This window comes from Streptomyces sp. NBC_00271 (genome assembly GCF_036178845.1).
Lineage (GTDB): Bacteria > Actinomycetota > Actinomycetes > Streptomycetales > Streptomycetaceae > Streptomyces.
The window spans coordinates 6,459,364-6,477,137 of record NZ_CP108070.1 but is presented as its reverse complement, the minus strand read 5'-3'; the positions used below and the strand labels follow the sequence as shown (position 1 = coordinate 6,477,137).

The window sequence follows — 17,774 nt, the reverse complement described above, 5'->3', positions numbered from 1 at the left end:
AGTGGTCTTCTTCACGTCACCAGGGCACTGTGCGCAATCATCCCACTACCCTTGGTGAACATGAAAATTGCTTTCGTAGGGAAGGGCGGCAGCGGCAAGACGACCCTGTCCTCCCTCTTCATCCGCCACCTCGCGGCCTCGGGATCGCCGGTCGTCGCGGTGGACGCCGACATCAACCAACACCTGGGGGCCGCTCTCGGCCTCGACGAAGTGGTGGCCGCCGGGCTGCCCGCCATGGGCCCGCGGCTAAAGCTGATCAAGGACTACCTGCGCGGCTCCAATCCGCGGATCACGTCCGCCGAGACGATGATCAAGACGACCCCGCCCGGTGAGGGGTCCCGACTGCTGCGGGTGCGCGAGAACAATCCGGTGTACGACGCCTGTGCGCGGCCGGTGGAACTCGACGGCGGCGCCGTCCGTTTGATGGTCACCGGCCCGTTCAGCGAGGCCGATTTGGGAGTGGCCTGCTACCACTCCAAGACCGGTGCAGTGGAGCTCTGCCTGAACCATCTCGTCGACGGCCAGAGCGAGTACGTCGTCGTCGACATGACGGCGGGCTCAGACTCCTTCGCGTCCGGCATGTTCACCCGCTTCGACATCACGTTCCTCGTCGCCGAGCCGACCCGGAAGGGAGTCTCCGTCTATCGGCAGTACAAGGAGTACGCCCGCGACTTCGGAGTCATCCTGAAAGTCGTCGGCAACAAGGTGCAGGGCCAGGACGACATCGACTTCCTCCGCGCCGAGGTCGGTGACGACCTCCTGGTCACAGTCGGGCACTCGGACTGGGTGCGCGCCATGGAGAAGGGCCGCCCACCCCGGTTCGAGCTCCTGGAGGACGCCAACCGCCGCTCCCTGCGCACCTTGCAGACCGCCGCCGACGCCACGTACGACCTGCGGGACTGGGAGCGCTACACGCGCCAGATGGTGCACTTCCACCTGAAGAACGCGGGCAGCTGGGGCAACGAGAGGACCGGGGCCGACCTGGCGGCGCAGGTCGACCCCGGTTTCGTGCTGGGAGAGGGACTGGTGGCTACGGCTTGAGGGCCGGCGCCCCGGGGATGCCCTTCGGGGCCGGGGCGGGGCGGCCCGACAGGAAGGACGCCCAGCCCTGCTTCGGAACCTCTCCGACGTTGAGGCCGCGCAGCCTGTCCAGCGTGGTCGGGTCCTGGGCGTCGAGCCAGTCGGCCAGTTGCCGGAAGGAGACACAGCGGACGTCGGGCTTGTTGCAGACGTTCTCCACGACCTGGTCGATGGCACGCATGTAGGTGCCGCCGTTCCAGGACTCGAAGTGGTTGCCGATGATCAGCGGCGCACGGTTGCCGTCGTAGGCGCGGTCGAAGCCCTTGAGCAGGCCGTCACGCATCTGATTGCCCCAGTACTCCCGCTTGTCGGGGTCGCCCTGGGTCTTTGTGCCCGACTGGTTGACCATGAAGTTGTAGTCCATGGTGAGCTGCTCGAAGGTGTGCCCGGGGAAGGGGACCAGCTGCATCGACAGGTCCCACAGGCCGTTCTTCTTCTTGGGCCAGACCTGGTTGTTGACGCCGCTGGTGTCATAGCGGAAGCCCAGCTGCCGGGCCGCCTTCATGAAGTTCTTCTGGCCCTCCAGGCAGGGCGTGCGGGCGCCGATGAGCTCCTTGTCGTAGTCGAAGGGCAGCGGAGCCGCGTTCTTCATGGCCGCGTTGGTCTTCCAGGACTTCACGAACGCCTTCGCCTGGGCGATCTCGCTCTTCCACTCCGCGACCGACCATTCGCCGACACCGCCGTCCGGTCCACAGAAGTGGCCATTGAAGTGCGTGCCGATCTCGTTGCCCTCCAGCCATGCACCGCGTAGCTGCTCGACGGTGTCCTTGATGCCCTTCTCGTCGTTGAAGCCGATCTCCGAGCTGCCCGGCGAGTGCTCCGGCGGCTTGTACAGCTCGCGCTTGTCCTCCGGCAGCAGGTACACGCCGCTCAGGAAGTAGGTCATCGTCGCCCCGTTGGCCTTGGCGACCTCGCGAAAGTGCGAAAAGAGCTTCTGACTGTCCTCGCCGGCGCCGTCCCACGAGAAGACCACGAACTGCGGGGGCTTCTGGCCGGGCTTCAGCCGCTCGGGCTTGGGCAGATGCGGCTGCGCTCCGGTGTACGCGGTGGAGCCGTCGCCGATCAGGCGGACCGCGCTCTGGGGCGCCGGGGCCCCCTCCGCCTCGTTCGCGCCGTGCGTGCCTTCCTTGGAGCCGGTGGCGCAGCCGGCGAGCGCCGTGGCGCAGGCCGCGGCGACTGCTACGCCCGCGGCGATCCTCTGGGTGGCGGCCATCTCCGCCCACCTTCTTCCTTCTGTCAGAGCAACGCCGCTTTGGGCGTTCTAGGGTGCTGTGCGTCGAAATGCCGACAGCGCCGTCAAGGTCGCACGAGGCCGAGATTGAATAAATACGACAAGCCGATAAAAAGCCCGCTTCACCCACGAGAGTGAAGTACTGCCCCATTTGCCACTAAAGTCCGCATGTGGGCTTTACTCTGGATTACGATCCATTTACCGAATATTGAAAGTCCCGCCGCTGCACGCCGTGACCCACGGCCGCGATCTGCCCCCGTCCTCCCTGGACGGGGACCACCAATTCCGCGACCGCGCTGCCCCGGAGGAGACGGGAATGCCTGCCTGCGTCCCCACTCGCGCCGCCGACTCGACTCGGCCCAGGCGCATCCACCAACCCCACAGCCCCCCGCCGACCCCGCCCCGCCGATTCCGTATCGCGGGCGCCGATCTGTCAGCCTCGATCGCGGTCTTCCTGATCGCCCTGCCCCTGTCCCTCGGCATCGCGCTCGCCACCGGCGCGCCGCTCCAGTCGGGCCTCGTCGCCGCCGCCGTGGGCGGAATCGTCGCCGCCCGGCTCGGCGGCTCACCGCTCCAGGTGAGCGGGCCCGCCGCCGGGCTCACGGTCGTCACTGCCGAGCTCATCCACCGCTACGGATGGCGTGCGACCTGCGCCATCACCGTCCTCGCCGGAGTCGCCCAGCTGGGCCTGGGATGCCTGCGCGTGGCCCGCACGGCGCTCGCCGTCAGCCCCGCGATCGTGCACGGCATGCTCGCCGGCATCGGTGTGACCATCGCCGTCGCCCAGCTGCACATCGTGCTGGGCGGCACCCCGCAGAGCTCCGTGCTCGACAACCTGCGCGCGCTACCCGCCCAGTTGGCGCACGTTCACCCCGCGGCGGTCTCGATGAGCGTGCTGACACTGACGCTCCTCTTCGTCTGGCCACGGATTCCCGGACGGGTGGGGCACGCCCTGCGCACCGTGCCGGCCGCGCTCGTCGCCGTCGCAGGGGCCACCCTGACCGCCTCACTCACCGGGCTGGTCCTGCCCAAGGTCGACCTGCCGTCCTGGAGCAGCCACGCGCTGGCCGGGCTGCCCGAGGGGCCGGTGCTCGGGATCGCCGCCGCCGTCCTCACCGTCACGCTGGTGTGCAGTGTGCAGTCGCTGCTCGGCGCCGTGGCCGTGGACAAGCTGGTGGCGAGGCGGCCCGCGCAGCAAACCCGGGTGGGCCGCTCCGACCTGAACCGGGAGTTGCTCGGTCAGGGCGCCGCCAATGTCGTCTCCGGCGCGCTCGGCGGGCTGCCCGTCGCCGGGGTCGCCGTGCGCAGTTCGGCGAATGTGCAAGCCGGTGCCGTGAGCCGGAACTCCGCGATGCTGCACGGCGTTTTCGTAGTAGTTGCCGCGCTGCTGATGGTCCCGATCCTGGAGCTGATCCCCCTCGCATCGCTCGCCGCCCTGGTGATGGCCGTCGGCATCCAGATGGTGTCCCTGCACCACATCCGCACGGTCACCCGCCACCGCGAAGTGCTGGTGTACGTCGTCACCACGCTCGGCGTCGTGTGCCTCGGTGTTCTCGAGGGCGTGGTGCTGGGAGTCTCCATGGCCGTCGCCGTCGCCCTGCACCGCCTCGCCCGCACGCGCATCACGCATGAAGAAAGAGGAGGAGTCCATTACGTACAAGTACGGGGGCAGTTGACGTTCCTCGCGGTGCCTCGGCTCAGCCGCACCCTGCACCTGATGCCTCAAGGGGCACATGTGGCCCTGGAGTTGGACGGATCGTTCATGGACCACGCGGCATACGAGTCCCTGCAGGACTGGCAGAACGCGCATGTCGCGCGAGGTGGCACGGTCGAGTTGACCGGGCGGACCGGCACCCGGATCGCCGAGCCCGCGGGCCCCTCCCACTGCCGCTGCCGCCCCTGGACACCATGGCGCAACCACCACTGCGAACCCTCCGCCGGTCCGCAGCCCGCATCCGCCGACGACCGGTCGGGTGGGGCGGGCCCGACAGACGAGCCGGAGGCGCCGGACGGCGCGGACGGTGCATCCGGCGCCGCCGGGCCCGATGGCCGCAGCGGGCAGAGCGGGCATCAACTGGCGCGTGGAATCAGCGCGTTCCAGCGCAACACCGCGCCCCTGGTGCGGGGTGAGCTGGCACGGCTGGCGCGGGAAGGGCAGCGGCCGTCGCAGCTGTTCCTGACCTGTGCCGACTCGCGGCTCGTCACGTCGATGATCACCTCCAGTGGTCCGGGCGACCTGTTCGTCGTACGCAACGTGGGCAACCTCGTGCCGAAGCCCGGGGAGGAGAGCGGGGACGACTCGGTGGCCGCGGCGATCGAGTACGCGGTGGACGTGCTGCATGTGCGATCCATCACGGTGTGCGGGCACTCCGGATGCGGGGCCATGCAGGCCCTGTTGAACGCGGAGCCCGGCGCGGCGCAGACCCCACTCAAGCGGTGGCTGCGGCACGGGGTGCCCAGTCTGGACCGGATGGCCGCCAAGAACCGTCCCTGGGCCCGGCTCGCCGGGCGGGCGCCGGCCGATGCGGTGGAGCAGCTGTGTCTGACCAACGTGGTGCAGCAGTTGGAGCATCTACGGGCGCACGAGTCCGTGGCGCGGGCCCTGCGGGAGGGTGCGCTCGAGCTGCACGGGATGTACTTCCACGTCGGGGAGGCGCAGGCGTATCTGCTGGTCGAACGCGACGACGGTGAGCTGTTCGATCATGTGGGGGCGACGGAGGATCTGCGGCACCCCGCCTGACCTCGCCACCCGTGTGACCTCGGCGTGGTGCGCGACCCCGCTCGGCGGGGGTGCGCACCACGCTGTGCGTGGGGATGCGGCGGGGGTGTGGGCGCGCCGGCTCCCTTGTCGGGGGCGGGGCGGGAGCGGGATCCGGGTGCGGGGGCCGGGGCCGGGGCCGGGAGTGCAGGCCAGTGTGGGGCCGGGCAGGGGGGCAGACGTGGAGGGGGCGCGACACGCCCGGGCGTCGCGTGTGTCATGGCATCCATGTGGGGGGCGGTCGCGGGAAAGGTTGGCGGGTGAACCCGCGCGCCTGTCCGTACGTGGCTCGGAGTGCGTACCCCGTGCGTGCCTGACACGTAGTTCTGAAGGGACCTCAGCTCCTCAATAGGTCTAAACCAATTTGAGATCGGCCCTTGTCATCGAGGCCCCCGGTCTGATGAGCTGTGGCCTGGGACACAACGGACACCCTGGGAAAGGGAGATGTCGTGAGCAACGAAAGCCTGGCCAACCTGCTGAAGGAAGAGCGCAGGTTCGCGCCGCCCGCCGACCTGGCGGCGAACGCCAATGTCACCGCGGAGGCGTATGAGCAGGCCAAGGCTGACAGGCTCGGCTTCTGGGCCGAGCAGGCCCGCCGGCTGACCTGGGCCACCGAGCCGACCGAAACGCTGGACTGGTCGAACCCGCCGTTCGCGAAGTGGTTCGCCGACGGGAAGCTGAACGTCGCGTACAACTGCGTCGACCGGCATGTGGAGGCGGGGCACGGAGACCGTGTCGCCATCCATTTCGAGGGCGAGCCCGGTGACAGCCGGGCGATCACCTACGCCGAGCTCAAGGACGAGGTCAGCAAGGCCGCCAACGCACTGATCGAGCTAGGCGTCGGGAAGGGCGACCGGGTCGCCGTCTATCTGCCGATGATCCCCGAGGCCGTCGTCGCGATGCTGGCCTGTGCACGGATCGGCGCGGCGCATTCGGTCGTCTTCGGCGGATTCTCCGCGGACGCGATCGCCACGCGCATCCAGGACGCGGACGCCAAGCTGGTCATCACCTCCGACGGCGGTTACCGGCGCGGCAAGCCGTCCGCGCTCAAGCCGGCCGTCGACGACGCGGTGAGCCGGGTCGACGGGGTCGACAAGGTGCTGGTGGTCCGCCGTACCGGCCAGGAGGTCGACTGGACCGAGGGCCGCGACGTGTGGTGGCACGAGATCGTCGAGCGGCAGTCCGCCGAGCACACGCCGGAGGCCTTCGACGCCGAGCAGCCGCTGTTCATCCTCTACACCTCCGGGACCACGGGGAAGCCGAAGGGCATCCTGCACACCTCGGGCGGGTACCTCACGCAGGCCTCGTACACCCACCACGCCGTCTTCGACCTCAAGCCGGAGACCGACGTGTACTGGTGCACGGCCGACATCGGCTGGGTCACCGGGCACTCGTACATCACGTACGGGCCGCTTTCGAACGGTGCGACGCAGGTGATGTACGAGGGGACGCCGGACACGCCGCACCAGGGGCGGTTCTGGGAGATCGTGCAGAAGTACGGGGTGACGATTCTCTACACGGCGCCCACCGCTATCCGTACGTTCATGAAGTGGGGGGACGACATCCCCGCGAAGTTCGATCTCAGCAGCCTGCGGGTGCTGGGGTCCGTGGGTGAGCCGATCAACCCCGAGGCGTGGGTCTGGTACCGCAAGCACATCGGCGGCGACCGGACGCCCATCGTGGACACGTGGTGGCAGACCGAGACCGGCGCGATGATGATCTCACCGCTGCCGGGGGTCACCGAGACCAAGCCGGGATCGGCGCAGCGGCCGTTGCCGGGGATCTCGGCGACCGTGGTCGACGACGAGGCGCGGGAGGTTCCCAACGGGGGTGGCGGGTACCTGGTGCTCACCGAGCCGTGGCCGTCGATGCTGCGCACGATCTGGCGCGACGACCAGCGGTTCCTCGACACGTACTGGTCGCGGTTCGAGGGGAAGTACTTCGCCGGGGACGGGGCGAAGAAGGACGACGACGGGGACATCTGGCTCCTCGGGCGGGTCGACGACGTGATGCTCGTGTCCGGGCACAACATCTCGACGACCGAGGTCGAGTCGGCGCTCGTCTCGCATCCTTCGGTCGCCGAGGCGGCGGTGGTCGGTGCGGCGGACGAGACGACGGGGCAGGCGATTGTCGCGTTCGTGATTCTGCGGGGGACCGCTTCCGCGGAGGATGCCGGGCTGGTGGCGGATCTGCGGAATCACGTGGGGGCGACGCTGGGGCCGATCGCCAAGCCGAAGCGGGTGTTGCCGGTGGCCGAGCTTCCCAAGACTCGGTCCGGGAAGATCATGCGGCGGTTGTTGCGTGACGTGGCGGAGAACCGGGAGCTGGGGGATGTCACGACGTTGACGGACTCCACGGTGATGGATCTCATCCAGGAGAAGCTGCCGGCGGCGCCGAGCGAGGACTGAGGGTTCCCCCACCCGCCCGCCCCTTTTTGGTGTGGGGGCCCTACGTGCCCCCACACCCCCACCATGCGGGGCTCCATCCCAAACCCCAACCCCACCCCCGGGGGCTCCGCCCCAAACCTTGCGGGGCCCCGCCCCCTGCCCAGCGGCGCTGGACTCCGCGCGCACGCCGGGCAGGGCTCCGCCCCTGCACCCCGCCCGGGGCTTCGACTCGCCCCCCAATGCCGCGGTGCCGCCATCGCTGGGCCTCTTCGGCGCCTCATCGTTGGGACCCTGCGCCCCCGCCATCGCTGGGGCCCGCCCTGCGCCCGCCCGCACCCATGCGGGGCTCCGCCCCGGCACCCCTGTGGTGACCGCACCCCCTGACCACCCCGCGCTCGCGCGGCCCCGCTGAGGCCTGGTGCCCGGCCTCGGCCGTGTTGCCCGCGGCGGCGAGGCGTGCGGTGCTGGGCCGCTGCCCTGGAGCACAGCGCTGGGAGGCTTCCTCCCGGCGCTCGTGCTGGGCCTGGAGGCTCGTGAGGTCTCCGTCGAGTCGGCTGCCGCCGCTCCGGTCTCCGCCCCCGTCGGGCCCGTCCACTACCCGGCCGTGGGGTCGCTTCCCGTACGCCGTGTCCCGGTCGGGCTCTCGCAAGTCCGTGCGGCGCGGCCGCGAGCCATCGTGTCCAGCCCTCGTTGGTGCCGAGGCTCGCCCCCGCGCGTCTACGCGGCCACCCATCTCCCTTGTGCGCCATATATCCGTAGCGCGAAATATCTCGCTGTAATGGCAAGGTAAAGTAGTGGCCCAAGGGTGTGTCGGGAAGTCTGGTCGACGGTGTCGTCGGCGATCCCGCGTGGCGGCCGTCAGCAAACAGCCGTAACGACCCGGAGGTCCCGCCGTGGCGACGACGCCCAGCGCCAACAACCGCAAGCTCCTCGGACGCCTGTCCCTGCCCGAGCGGAACTTCGTCGCGGAGGCGTTGCGGACCGAGACCGTCGGTGGGGTGCTGTTGCTCATCGCGGCCGTTGCCGCGCTGGTATGGGCCAACACGCCACTGCGGGACAGTTACGCGAGCGTCAGCCATTTCCATCTCGGGCCCTCCGCGCTCGGGCTGAACCTGTCCGTTCAGCACTGGGCGGCGGACGGACTGCTGGCCGTGTTCTTCTTCGTCGCCGGTATCGAACTCAAGCGCGAGCTGGTGGCCGGGGATCTGCGCGATCCGAAGGCCGCGATACTGCCCGTCGTCGCGGCCGTGTCCGGAATGGCCGTGCCCGCGCTGGTCTACATCCTCACCAATGTGATCGAGGGAGGATCCCTCAGCGGGTGGGCCGTACCCACCGCCACCGACATCGCCTTCGCCCTCGCCGTACTCGCCGTGATCGGCACCTCCCTGCCGTCCGCCCTGCGCGCCTTTCTGCTCACCCTCGCCGTCGTCGACGACCTGTTCGCGATTCTCATCATCGCGATCTTCTTCACCGACCACATCGACTTCGGCGCGCTGGGCGGGGCCGTCGTCGGGCTCGGCGTGTTCTGGGTACTGCTGCGCAAGGGCGTACGCGGGTGGTACGTGTATGTGCCGCTCGCGCTCGTCATCTGGGGGCTGATGTACAACAGCGGCGTCCACGCGACCATCTCCGGCGTCGCGATGGGGCTGATGCTGCGCTGTCACCCGCACGAGGGCGAGGAGCACTCACCCGGGGAGCACATCGAGCATCTTGTACGGCCTCTTTCCGCCGGGCTCGCCGTGCCGCTGTTCGCGCTCTTCAGCGCCGGGGTCGTCGTCTCCGGCGGGGCGATCGGTGACGTGTTCACGCGACCCGAGACACTCGGTGTCGTGCTGGGGCTCGTCGTCGGGAAGGCCGTGGGCATTTTCGGGGGGACCTGGCTGGCTGCCCGGTTCACCAGGGCCTCGCTCAGTGACGACCTCGTCTGGCCCGATGTCTTCGCCGTCGCCTCCCTCGCCGGAATCGGCTTCACCGTCTCCCTCCTCATCGGCGAACTCGCCTTCAAGGACGATCTGGTACTCACCGACGAGGTCAAGGCCGCCGTACTGATCGGCTCGCTCATAGCCGCCGTACTCGCCACGACACTGCTGAAGGTACGCAACGCCAAGTACCGTGCGCTGTACGAGGCCGAGGAGCTCGACGAGGACAGCGACGGCATCCCCGACATCTACGAGCAGAACAACCCGGCGTACCACCTGCGGATGGCCGAGATCCACGAACGGAAGGCCGCCGAGCACCGAAGGCTTGCCGAAGTGGCGGGCGGGGCAAGCGGGGAGAACGACGGTCCGGCATGATCTGAGCAGAACCGGACAGTCAGGACCGGATGGTCAGGGCCGGATGGTCAGGGCCGGATGGTCAGGGCCGGGCGGTCGGCAGTGGACGGTACGGGCACTGGAGCAGCCAGGGCCGTGCCGACACCGTTGACAGCCGGACCGTACAGAGCAGCCCGTACAGAGCAGGCACATACAGAAGAGGGAGTCCGCGATGAGCGCACCCGACGGCAGCCCGGTCGGCGCCGAACGCAGCATCGGCCAGTTGTTCGCCTCGGCGACGACCGAGATGTCCGCGCTGGTGCACGACGAGATCGCGCTGGCGAAGGCGCAGCTCAAGCGGGACGTCAAGCGCGGCGCGGTCAGCGGCGGCGCGTTCTCCGCGGCCGGAGCGGTGCTGATCTTCTCCCTCCCGATGCTGAACTTCGCCCTGGCCTACGGCATCCGGACCTGGAGCCACTGGAATCTCGCGATCTGCTTCGTCCTGTCGTTCGCCGCGAACGTGCTGGTCGCCGGCGCCCTCGCGCTGATCGGCCTGGTCTTCGCGAAGAAGGCGAAAAAGGGCAAGGGCCCGCAGAAGGTCGCCGCCTCGGTCAAGGAGACCGCGGGTGTGCTCCAGAACGCCAAACCCCACCCCCGGACCGCCCCTGTGAGTGACGCGGTCGAGGTTGTGGCACGCTCGACGTCATGACGGACCCCGCCACACCCTCGGCGCAACCCACCTCAGTCGTGCGGCTCGACGTCCCCGGCGGGAGAGAAGTGACCCACCGGGACGTCGCCGCCAACGGCGCGCGCTTCCACATCGCCGAGATGGGCGACGGGCCGCTCGTCCTACTGCTGCACGGATTCCCGCAGTTCTGGTGGACCTGGCGCCGGCAGATGGTGGCGCTCGCGGACGCGGGTTTCCGGGCCGTGGCCATGGATCTGCGCGGCGTCGGCGGCAGCGACCGCACGCCGCGCGGTTACGACCCCGCCAACCTCGCGCTCGACATCACCGGGGTCGTACGGTCCCTCGGTGAGCCCGACGCCGCGCTGGTCGGACACGACCTGGGCGGCTATCTGGCGTGGACGGCGGCCGTGATGCGCCCCAAGCTCGTCCGCCGGCTCGCCGTGTCGTCCATGCCGCACCCGCGGCGCTGGCGCTCGGCCATGCTCTCCGACGTCAAGCAGTCGGCGGCGGGTTCGTACATCTGGGGGTTCCAGCGGCCCTGGATCCCGGAGCGCCAACTCGTCGCCGACGAAGGTGCCCTGGTGGGTCGTCTGGTGCGGGACTGGTCGGGGCCTCGACAGCCGGACGACGAGGCCGTGGAGACGTACCGTCGCGCCATGTGCATCCCGTCGACGGCGCATTGTGCGATCGAGCCCTATCGGTGGATGGTCCGTTCGATGGCACGACCGGACGGGATCCAGTTCAACCGGCGCATGAAGCGGCCGGTTCGGGTGCCGACGCTGCATCTGCACGGATCGCTCGATCCGGTGATGCGGACGCGGAGTGCGGCCGGTTCCGGGGAGTACGTCGAAGCGCCCTACCGTTGGCGACTGTTCGACGGTCTCGGACACTTCCCCCACGAAGAGGACCCGGTGGCGTTTTCGACCGAATTGGTCAGCTGGCTGAAGGATCCCGAGCCTGACCGGTGACCCGTCGGTGACTGTCCGATTGCGGCCCGTGGCCCGCCCGGTATGCGGACGCGAACGCCTGTCCTACGAACAGCCAAATGCCTCGCGCATAGGCCAATTGGGGGGCTCGGGCGAGGTTATCGACCTTGGGGCAGGGGCAGACGTCGAGGTATGGGCTGGACGCACGACTACAGTGACGCACCACGCAACCGCCGCTCGGCGACGGGCCTGAGCTCCCATCAGAGGGGCACCCCGCAGTTGCCGGGCGCGGACCCCCAAGTGGGGATCCCGCGCATTTTGCGCCGCCGGGCCCGCTGGGTTTCGGTACGGCTGCGTCACCCACGAGGCTGAGGCCCCGCAGACCGCCGCCTGTCACCCTTCGCTCTCAGAGCGGCCCGTCACCCTTCGCTCTCAGAGCGCGCAGCTGTCGCTGTCCACCTGCTGATCGGCCGCACGGCCCTTGGTGGCGTCCGGCTGGACCTCGTCCGCGGTGAGCGCGTACCCGGTGTTGGCGTCGTCGAGGGACTTCGCGAAGACCACTCCGTACACCTTGCCGTCGGGCGTGAGCAGCGGGCCGCCCGAGTTGCCCTGGCGCACGGTCGCGTAGAGCGAGTAGACGTCGCGGCGCACGGTTCCGCGGTGGTAGATGTCCGGGCCGTTGGCCGTGATGCGGCCGCGCACGCGCGCGGGCTGGACGTTGTACGCGCCGTTCTGCGGGAAGCCGGCGACGATCGCGTTGTTGCCGCTCGCCGCGTCCTTGGCGGTGAACTGGAGGGCGGGCGCGTCCAGGTTCGGTACGTCGAGTACGGCGATGTCGCGCTCCCAGTCGTACAGGACGACCTTGGCGTCGTACTTCCTGCCCTCGCCGCCGATCTGGACGGTGGGCTCGTCGACTCCGCCGACCACGTGCGCGTTGGTCATCACGCGGCGGTTGCCGAAGACGAAGCCGCTGCCCTCGAGGACCTTGCCGCAGCTCTGCGCGGTGCCCATCACCTTGACGATGGACTTCTGGGCGCGGATGGAGACGGGGCTGTTCGCGAGCGCCGGGTCGGGGGGCTGGACGTCGGTGATGGGTTCGTTGGCGAACGGGCTGAAGACCTGCGGGAAGCCGTTCTGCGCGAGGACCGAGGAGAAGTCGGCGAACCAGGTGTCGGCCTGGGAGGGCAGGGCGCTGGAGACGCCGTGGAGCACCTTGGAGCCCCGGACCTCCTTGCCGAGCGTCGGCAGCGTCGTGCCCGCGAGGGCCGAGCCGATCAGCCAGGCGACCAGGAGCATCGCGACGACGTTGACGAGGGCGCCGCCGGTCGCGTCCAGGGCGCGGGCCGGGGACCAGGTGATGTACCGGCGCAGTTTGTTGCCGAGGTGGGTGGTGAGGGCCTGGCCGACGGAGGCGCAGACGATCACGACGATCACCGCGACCACGGCGGCGGTCGTACTCACCTTGGAGTCGTCTGTCAGGGCACCCCAGATGACGGGGAGCAGATAGACGGCGACGAGGCCGCCGCCCAGGAAGCCGATCACCGACAGGATGCCGACGACGAAGCCCTGGCGGTAGCCCACGATCGCGAACCACACGGCGGCGACCAGCAACAGGATGTCCAGCACGTTCACGGGGGCCACCCTGTCATGCGCGCCAGTCGAGCGGGACCTGCTTCTCGCGGTCCCAGGGCAGCTCCCAGCCCGCGTAGTGCAGCAGGCGGTCGATGATCCCCGCGGTGAAGCCCCAGACAAGGGCCGATTCGACCAGGAATGCCGGACCTCGGTGACCGCTGGGGTGCACGGTCGTCGCGCGGTGGGCGGGGTTCGTGAGATCCGCCACGGGGACCGTGAAGACCCGGGCCGTCTCGGCCGGATCGACCACGCCGACCGGGGTCGGCTCACGCCACCAGCCCAGGACCGGGGTGACCACGAAGCTGCTCACCGGGATGTAGAGCTTCGGCAGCACGCCGAAGAGCTGGACGCCGCTCGGGTCGAGCCCGGTCTCCTCCTCGGCCTCCCGCAGCGCGGCTCGCAGCGGCCCGTCGGCCTTCGGGTCACCGTCCTGCGGGTCGAGTGCACCACCGGGGAAAGAAGGCTGCCCCGCGTGCGAGCGCAGGGAGCTGGCACGCTCCATCAGCAGCAGCTCGGGGCCGCGGACGCCCTCGCCGAAGAGGATGAGCACGGCGGACTGCCGCCCCGCGCCGTTCGACGGCGGCAGGAAGCGGCTCAGCTGGAGCGGCTCCACGGTCTCGACGGCGTGCACCACCGGGTCGAGCCAGGCGGGCAGACCGTCCTTGGTCACCACGACCCGGCCGTTGTCCGAGTCGGGGCCTTCGTGTGAGCGGTGGTGTGCGCCGGGTCCGTCGTACGTGCGGTGTGAGCCCGTCTCGTTCAGCGTGCCGTGCGTGCCCGACTCGTTCTGCGTGCCGTGCGTGCCGGGCTCGATCTGTGTGCCGTGCGTGCCCGTCTCGTCGTGCGTGCGGTGTGTGTCCGGCTCGTCGTGCCTGCTGTGCGTGTTGCTCGCGTGCGTCATCGCCACCCCCGTTCTGCTCTCCCCAACGCCGGGCGGCGCCGTGTTCGTTCCGTCATCCGGCGCCCAGTGGGGGTGCCGGGATGCCGCCCGCGTCCAGGTAGGACTGCGGCGGGTTGAGGCGTTGGCCGGGGAAGCCGCCCTTCTCGTACTTCAGGAGCTTGCGCGCCTTCTCCGGGTCCGTCTCGCCCTCCCCGTACGCGGGGCAGAGCGGGGCGATGGGGCAGGCGCCGCACGCGGGCTTGCGGGCGTGGCAGATGCGGCGGCCGTGGAAGATCACGTGGTGCGAGAGCATCGTCCACTCGCTCTTCGGGAAGAGCGCGCCGACGGCGGCCTCGACCTTGTCCGGGTCGGTCTCGTCGGTCCACTGCCAGCGGCGCACGAGCCGGCCGAAGTGGGTGTCCACGGTGATGCCGGGCCGCCCGAAGGCGTTGCCCAGGACGACGAAGGCGGTCTTGCGGCCTACGCCGGGGAGCTTGACGAGGTCTTCGAGGCGGCCGGGGACCTCGCCCCCGAAGTCCTCCACCAAGGCCTTGGAGAGCCCTATCACCGACTTGGTCTTGGCCCGGAAGAAACCGGTCGGACGGAGGATCTCCTCGACCTCCTCCGGATTCGCCGCGGCGAGGTCCTCGGGCGTGGGGTACTTGGCGAAGAGCCCCGGAGTCGTCTGGTTCACCCGCAGGTCGGTCGTCTGGGCCGACAGGACCGTGGCGATCACCAGCTGGAAGGGGTTCTCGAAGTCCAGCTCCGGGTGGGCGTACGGGTACACCTCGGCGAGCTCGCGGTTGATGCGGCGGGCGCGGCGCACGAGAGCGGCGTGGGACTCGACGATCGCCTTCTTGGGGGCGGCTTGGGCGGGGGCAGTCTTCTTGGCCACGGTCTTGGCAGCCGCCACCTTCTTGGAAGCAGCCGTCTTGGCCGGCGCCACCTTCTTGGAAGCAGCCGTCTTGGCCGGTGCCGCCTCCTTGGAAGCAGCCGCCGCCTTCTTGACCGTGGCCGTCGCCTTCTTGGCCACGCCTGTCGTCTTCCCCGTCGTGGGTGTCACCTTTTTGGCAGCCTTCTTCGCGGCCTTCTTCGCGACTGGCTTCTCGACCGGCTTCACCGGCGTCGATTTTGTCGCTTTTGTCGTTTTCATACTGTCAGTGGAACTCTGTTCGCCCACAGCGGAATCGCGACGTACAACCACCCGCCCAGCCCCCTTGGCCTGTGCTCTCACCGGCGATTTGGACACCCGGCCAGCCTAAAGCCCCCCACCGACATCCGCCCCGGACCCAGAAGATCAGCCCCCAATTGGCCCCCTGCCGCACTGCCCGGCACGCCAGTGCGGCAGACTTGTGACTGATCACACTGTTTGGACCGTCCAGCAAGATGGGGAACACGCTCCCCTGGTATCACGGGGGAGCAAGATCCCCTGAGCAGGTCGACAAGGAGAGAACTCGTGGACGACGTTCTGCGGCGCGCCCCGCTCTTCGCGGCGCTCGATGACGAGCAGGCCGCGGAGCTCCGCGCCTCCATGAGTGAGGTGACCCTCGCACGCGGCGACGCTCTCTTCCACGAGGGCGACCCCGGCGACCGCCTTTACGTGGTCACCGAGGGCAAGGTGAAGCTCCACCGCACCTCACCCGACGGCCGCGAGAACATGCTGGCCGTCCTGGGCCCCGGTGAGCTCATCGGCGAGCTGTCGCTGTTCGACCCGGGCCCGCGCACGGCGACCGCCACCGCGCTGACCGAGGTCAAGCTGCTCGGCCTCGGCCACGGCGACCTCCAGCCCTGGCTGAACGCGCGGCCCGAGGTGGCCGCCGCACTGCTGCGCGCCGTCGCCCGGCGCCTGCGCAAGACCAATGACCAGATGTCCGACCTGGTCTTCTCGGACGTGCCCGGCCGCGTGGCCCGCGCGCTCCTGGACCTCTCCCGGCGCTTCGGTGTGCAGTCGGAGGAGGGCATCCACGTCGTGCACGACCTCACGCAGGAGGAGCTGGCCCAGCTGGTCGGCGCGTCCCGCGAGACGGTCAACAAGGCGCTCGCCGACTTCGCCGGCCGCGGCTGGCTCCGGCTGGAGGCCCGCGCGGTCATCCTGCTGGACGTGGAGCGCCTCGCGAAGCGCTCGCGCTGACCGCACCGCGCGCCGACTTTCGACGCACCTGAAGGGCCTCGCTGCACAGCGGGGCCCTTCTCGTGTCCCCGCTGTCCCGGCATCCCCGCTATCGCCGGTTCTCGCGCCTAGATGAGGCCGTGTTCCCGGAGGTAGTCCAGCTGCGCCCGGACCGACAGCTCCGCCGCCGGCCACAGCGAGCGGTCCACGTCCGCGTACACGTGCGCGACGACCTCGGCCGGCAACCGGTAGCCGTTCTCGACCGCCGTCTCGACCTGGGCGAGGCGGTGAGCGCGGTGGGCGAGATAGAACTCGACGGCGCCCTGGGCGTCCTCCAGGACGGGCCCGTGCCCCGGGAGCACGGTGTGCACGCCGTCGTCCACGGTCAGGGACCTGAGCCGCCGCAGCGAGTCCAGATAGTCGCCCAGACGGCCGTCGGGGTGGGCCACCACGGTCGTACCGCGGCCGAGGATGGTGTCACCCGTCAGGACGGCCCGATCGGCCGGGAGATGGAAGCACAGCGAGTCGGCGGTGTGGCCCGGGGTCGGTACGACACGCAGTTCGAGCCCGCCCACGGCGATGACGTCACGGTGCGCCAGCCCCTCGTCCCCGAGCCGCAGCGCCGGATCCAGCGCCCGCACCTTCGTGTCCGTCAGTTCTGCGAACCGCCCGGCGCCCTCGGCGTGATCGGGGTGCCCGTGCGTCAGCAGGGTCAGCGCCACCCGCTTCCCCGCCTTCTCGGCGGTGTCCACGACATTGCGCAGATGTACGTCGTCCAGGGGCCCGGGGTCGATCACCACCGCCAGGTCGGAGTCCGGCTCGGAGACGATCCAGGTGTTGGTGCCGTCCAGGGTCATCGCGGACGCGTTGGGCGCGAGCACGTTGACGGCGCGCGGGGTGGCGGAGCCGGAGAGGACCCCGCCTCGCGGCTGGCCGGGGAGGGCTGCGGCGTCGGTCATGCGGGGGCTCCACCGGTCGGGATGTGCTTGGTGAACTCGTCGTGGCCCGGCCAGGCGAGGACGACTTCGCCGTTCTCCAGGCGGGCCTTGGCCAGGACCGGGGTCAGATCACGGGCGGGTGCGGCGGCGAGGACGTCGGCGGCGCTGTCGTACGGGATGAGCTGGCGCAGGGTCGCGACGGTGGGCGGCATCATCAGGAGCTCGCCCTTGTCGTACCCGTCCGCCGCGTCCGCGGGGCGGATCCAGACCGTGCGGTCGGCCTCCGTGGAGGCGTTGCGGGTGCGCTGGCCCTCCGGGAGGGCGGCCACGAAGAACCAGGTGTCGTAGCGGCGGCTTTCGAACTCCGGGGTGATCCAGCGGGTCCAGACGCCCAGGAGGTCGGACCTGAGCACGAGTCCGCGGCGGTCGAGGAACTCGGCGAAGGAGAGGTCGCGGGCGACCAGGGCCGCACGGTCCGCCTCCCAGTCCTCTCCGGTGGTGTCGCCGACCACGGTGTCCGGGGTGGGACCCGCCAGCAGGACACCGGCCTCCTCGTACGTCTCGCGGACCGCCGCGCAGACGACGGCCTGGGCGGACGTCTCGTCGGTGCCGAGCCTGTTCGCCCACCACGCGCGCGTGGGGCCCGCCCAGCGGATCTGGTGTTCGTCGTCGCGTGGGTCCACGCCGCCGCCCGGATACGCGTACGCGCCTCCGGCGAAGGCCATGGAGGCGCGTCTGCGCAGCATGTGCACCACAGGGGTGGTGGGGGTGTCCTTGAGCAGCATGACGGTGGCCGCGCGCTTGGGGGCTACCGGGATCAGCGTGCCCTCCGCGAGCGCGCGGATCCGCTCGGGCCACTCCGGTGGATACCACTGCCCATTCGCCATGGCCG

Annotated in this window: 14 protein-coding genes; 8 read left to right on the top strand and 6 right to left on the bottom strand. The window is 69.9% G+C overall.

Annotated elements, in window-relative coordinates; translation table 11 throughout:
- Positions 1 to 60 precede the first annotated feature (60 nt).
- On the top strand, positions 61 to 1,041 hold the full coding sequence (locus OG798_RS29610) for an ATP-binding protein (RefSeq protein ID WP_095853376.1): 981 nt from the start codon (positions 61 to 63) through the stop codon (positions 1,039 to 1,041).
- Here OG798_RS29610 and OG798_RS29605 read toward each other — a convergent pair.
- Positions 1,031 to 2,293, bottom strand: a complete 1,263-nt coding sequence (locus OG798_RS29605) for a hypothetical protein (protein ID WP_095853377.1) — start codon at positions 2,291 to 2,293, stop codon at positions 1,031 to 1,033. The genes OG798_RS29610 and OG798_RS29605 overlap by 11 nt on opposite strands.
- 334 nt (positions 2,294 to 2,627) lie before the next feature.
- Here OG798_RS29605 and OG798_RS29600 point away from each other — a divergent pair, with 334 nt between their 5' ends.
- The 6 genes from OG798_RS29600 (at position 2,628) to OG798_RS29575 (ending at position 11,694) form a co-directional block, all read left to right on the top strand.
- On the top strand, positions 2,628 to 5,051 hold the full coding sequence (locus OG798_RS29600; protein WP_121415462.1) for a SulP family inorganic anion transporter: 2,424 nt from the start codon (positions 2,628 to 2,630) through the stop codon (positions 5,049 to 5,051).
- 425 nt (positions 5,052 to 5,476) lie between these two features.
- A complete protein-coding gene (gene acs, locus OG798_RS29595; RefSeq protein ID WP_095853379.1) occupies positions 5,477 to 7,477 on the top strand; it encodes an acetate--CoA ligase in 2,001 nt (666 codons plus the stop codon).
- Between the two features lie 872 nt (positions 7,478 to 8,349).
- A complete protein-coding gene (nhaA, locus tag OG798_RS29590) occupies positions 8,350 to 9,750 on the top strand; it encodes a Na+/H+ antiporter NhaA (protein ID WP_267062483.1) in 1,401 nt (466 codons plus the stop codon).
- Between the two features lie 190 nt (positions 9,751 to 9,940).
- Positions 9,941 to 10,417 (top strand): phage holin family protein, encoded by a 477-nt coding sequence (locus OG798_RS29585; RefSeq protein ID WP_095853381.1) that lies wholly within the window; start codon positions 9,941 to 9,943, stop codon positions 10,415 to 10,417.
- The gene (locus tag OG798_RS29580) at positions 10,414 to 11,364 is read left to right on the top strand and encodes an alpha/beta fold hydrolase (protein ID WP_095853382.1); all 951 of its coding nucleotides are present in this window, start codon (positions 10,414 to 10,416) and stop codon (positions 11,362 to 11,364) included. Before OG798_RS29585 ends, OG798_RS29580 begins: the two co-directional genes overlap by 4 nt.
- Before the next feature lie 150 nt (positions 11,365 to 11,514).
- Entirely contained in the window at positions 11,515 to 11,694 is a 180-nt protein-coding gene (locus OG798_RS29575; protein WP_075033566.1) for a hypothetical protein, read from the top strand.
- 60 nt (positions 11,695 to 11,754) lie between these two features.
- Here the strand turns inward: OG798_RS29575 and OG798_RS29570 are convergent, their stop codons facing one another.
- The 3 genes from OG798_RS29570 to nth form a co-directional block, all read right to left on the bottom strand.
- Positions 11,755 to 12,954 carry a MarP family serine protease gene (locus OG798_RS29570; RefSeq protein WP_095857887.1) on the bottom strand — a complete coding sequence of 400 codons (1,200 nt, stop codon included), beginning with the start codon at positions 12,952 to 12,954 and terminating at the stop codon, positions 11,755 to 11,757.
- Between the two features lie 13 nt (positions 12,955 to 12,967).
- Positions 12,968 to 13,627 carry an NUDIX hydrolase gene (locus OG798_RS29565; protein WP_095857888.1) on the bottom strand — a complete coding sequence of 220 codons (660 nt, stop codon included), beginning with the start codon at positions 13,625 to 13,627 and terminating at the stop codon, positions 12,968 to 12,970.
- 280 nt (positions 13,628 to 13,907) lie between these two features.
- Positions 13,908 to 14,987 carry an endonuclease III gene (nth, locus tag OG798_RS29560; protein WP_121415464.1) on the bottom strand — a complete coding sequence of 360 codons (1,080 nt, stop codon included), beginning with the start codon at positions 14,985 to 14,987 and terminating at the stop codon, positions 13,908 to 13,910.
- Between the two features lie 303 nt (positions 14,988 to 15,290).
- Between nth and OG798_RS29555 the strand changes: the two genes are divergently transcribed.
- A complete protein-coding gene (locus OG798_RS29555; protein WP_006382668.1) occupies positions 15,291 to 15,965 on the top strand; it encodes a Crp/Fnr family transcriptional regulator in 675 nt (224 codons plus the stop codon).
- A 107-nt stretch (positions 15,966 to 16,072) separates the two neighbouring features.
- Here the strand turns inward: OG798_RS29555 and OG798_RS29550 are convergent, their stop codons facing one another.
- Complete coding sequence (locus OG798_RS29550; RefSeq protein ID WP_267062480.1) at positions 16,073 to 16,903, bottom strand: MBL fold metallo-hydrolase; 831 nt, start codon at positions 16,901 to 16,903, stop codon at positions 16,073 to 16,075.
- On the bottom strand, positions 16,900 to 17,769 hold the full coding sequence (locus OG798_RS29545) for an NUDIX hydrolase (protein ID WP_261688375.1): 870 nt from the start codon (positions 17,767 to 17,769) through the stop codon (positions 16,900 to 16,902). Before OG798_RS29545 ends, OG798_RS29550 begins: the two co-directional genes overlap by 4 nt.
- Positions 17,770 to 17,774: the final 5 nt, after the last annotated feature.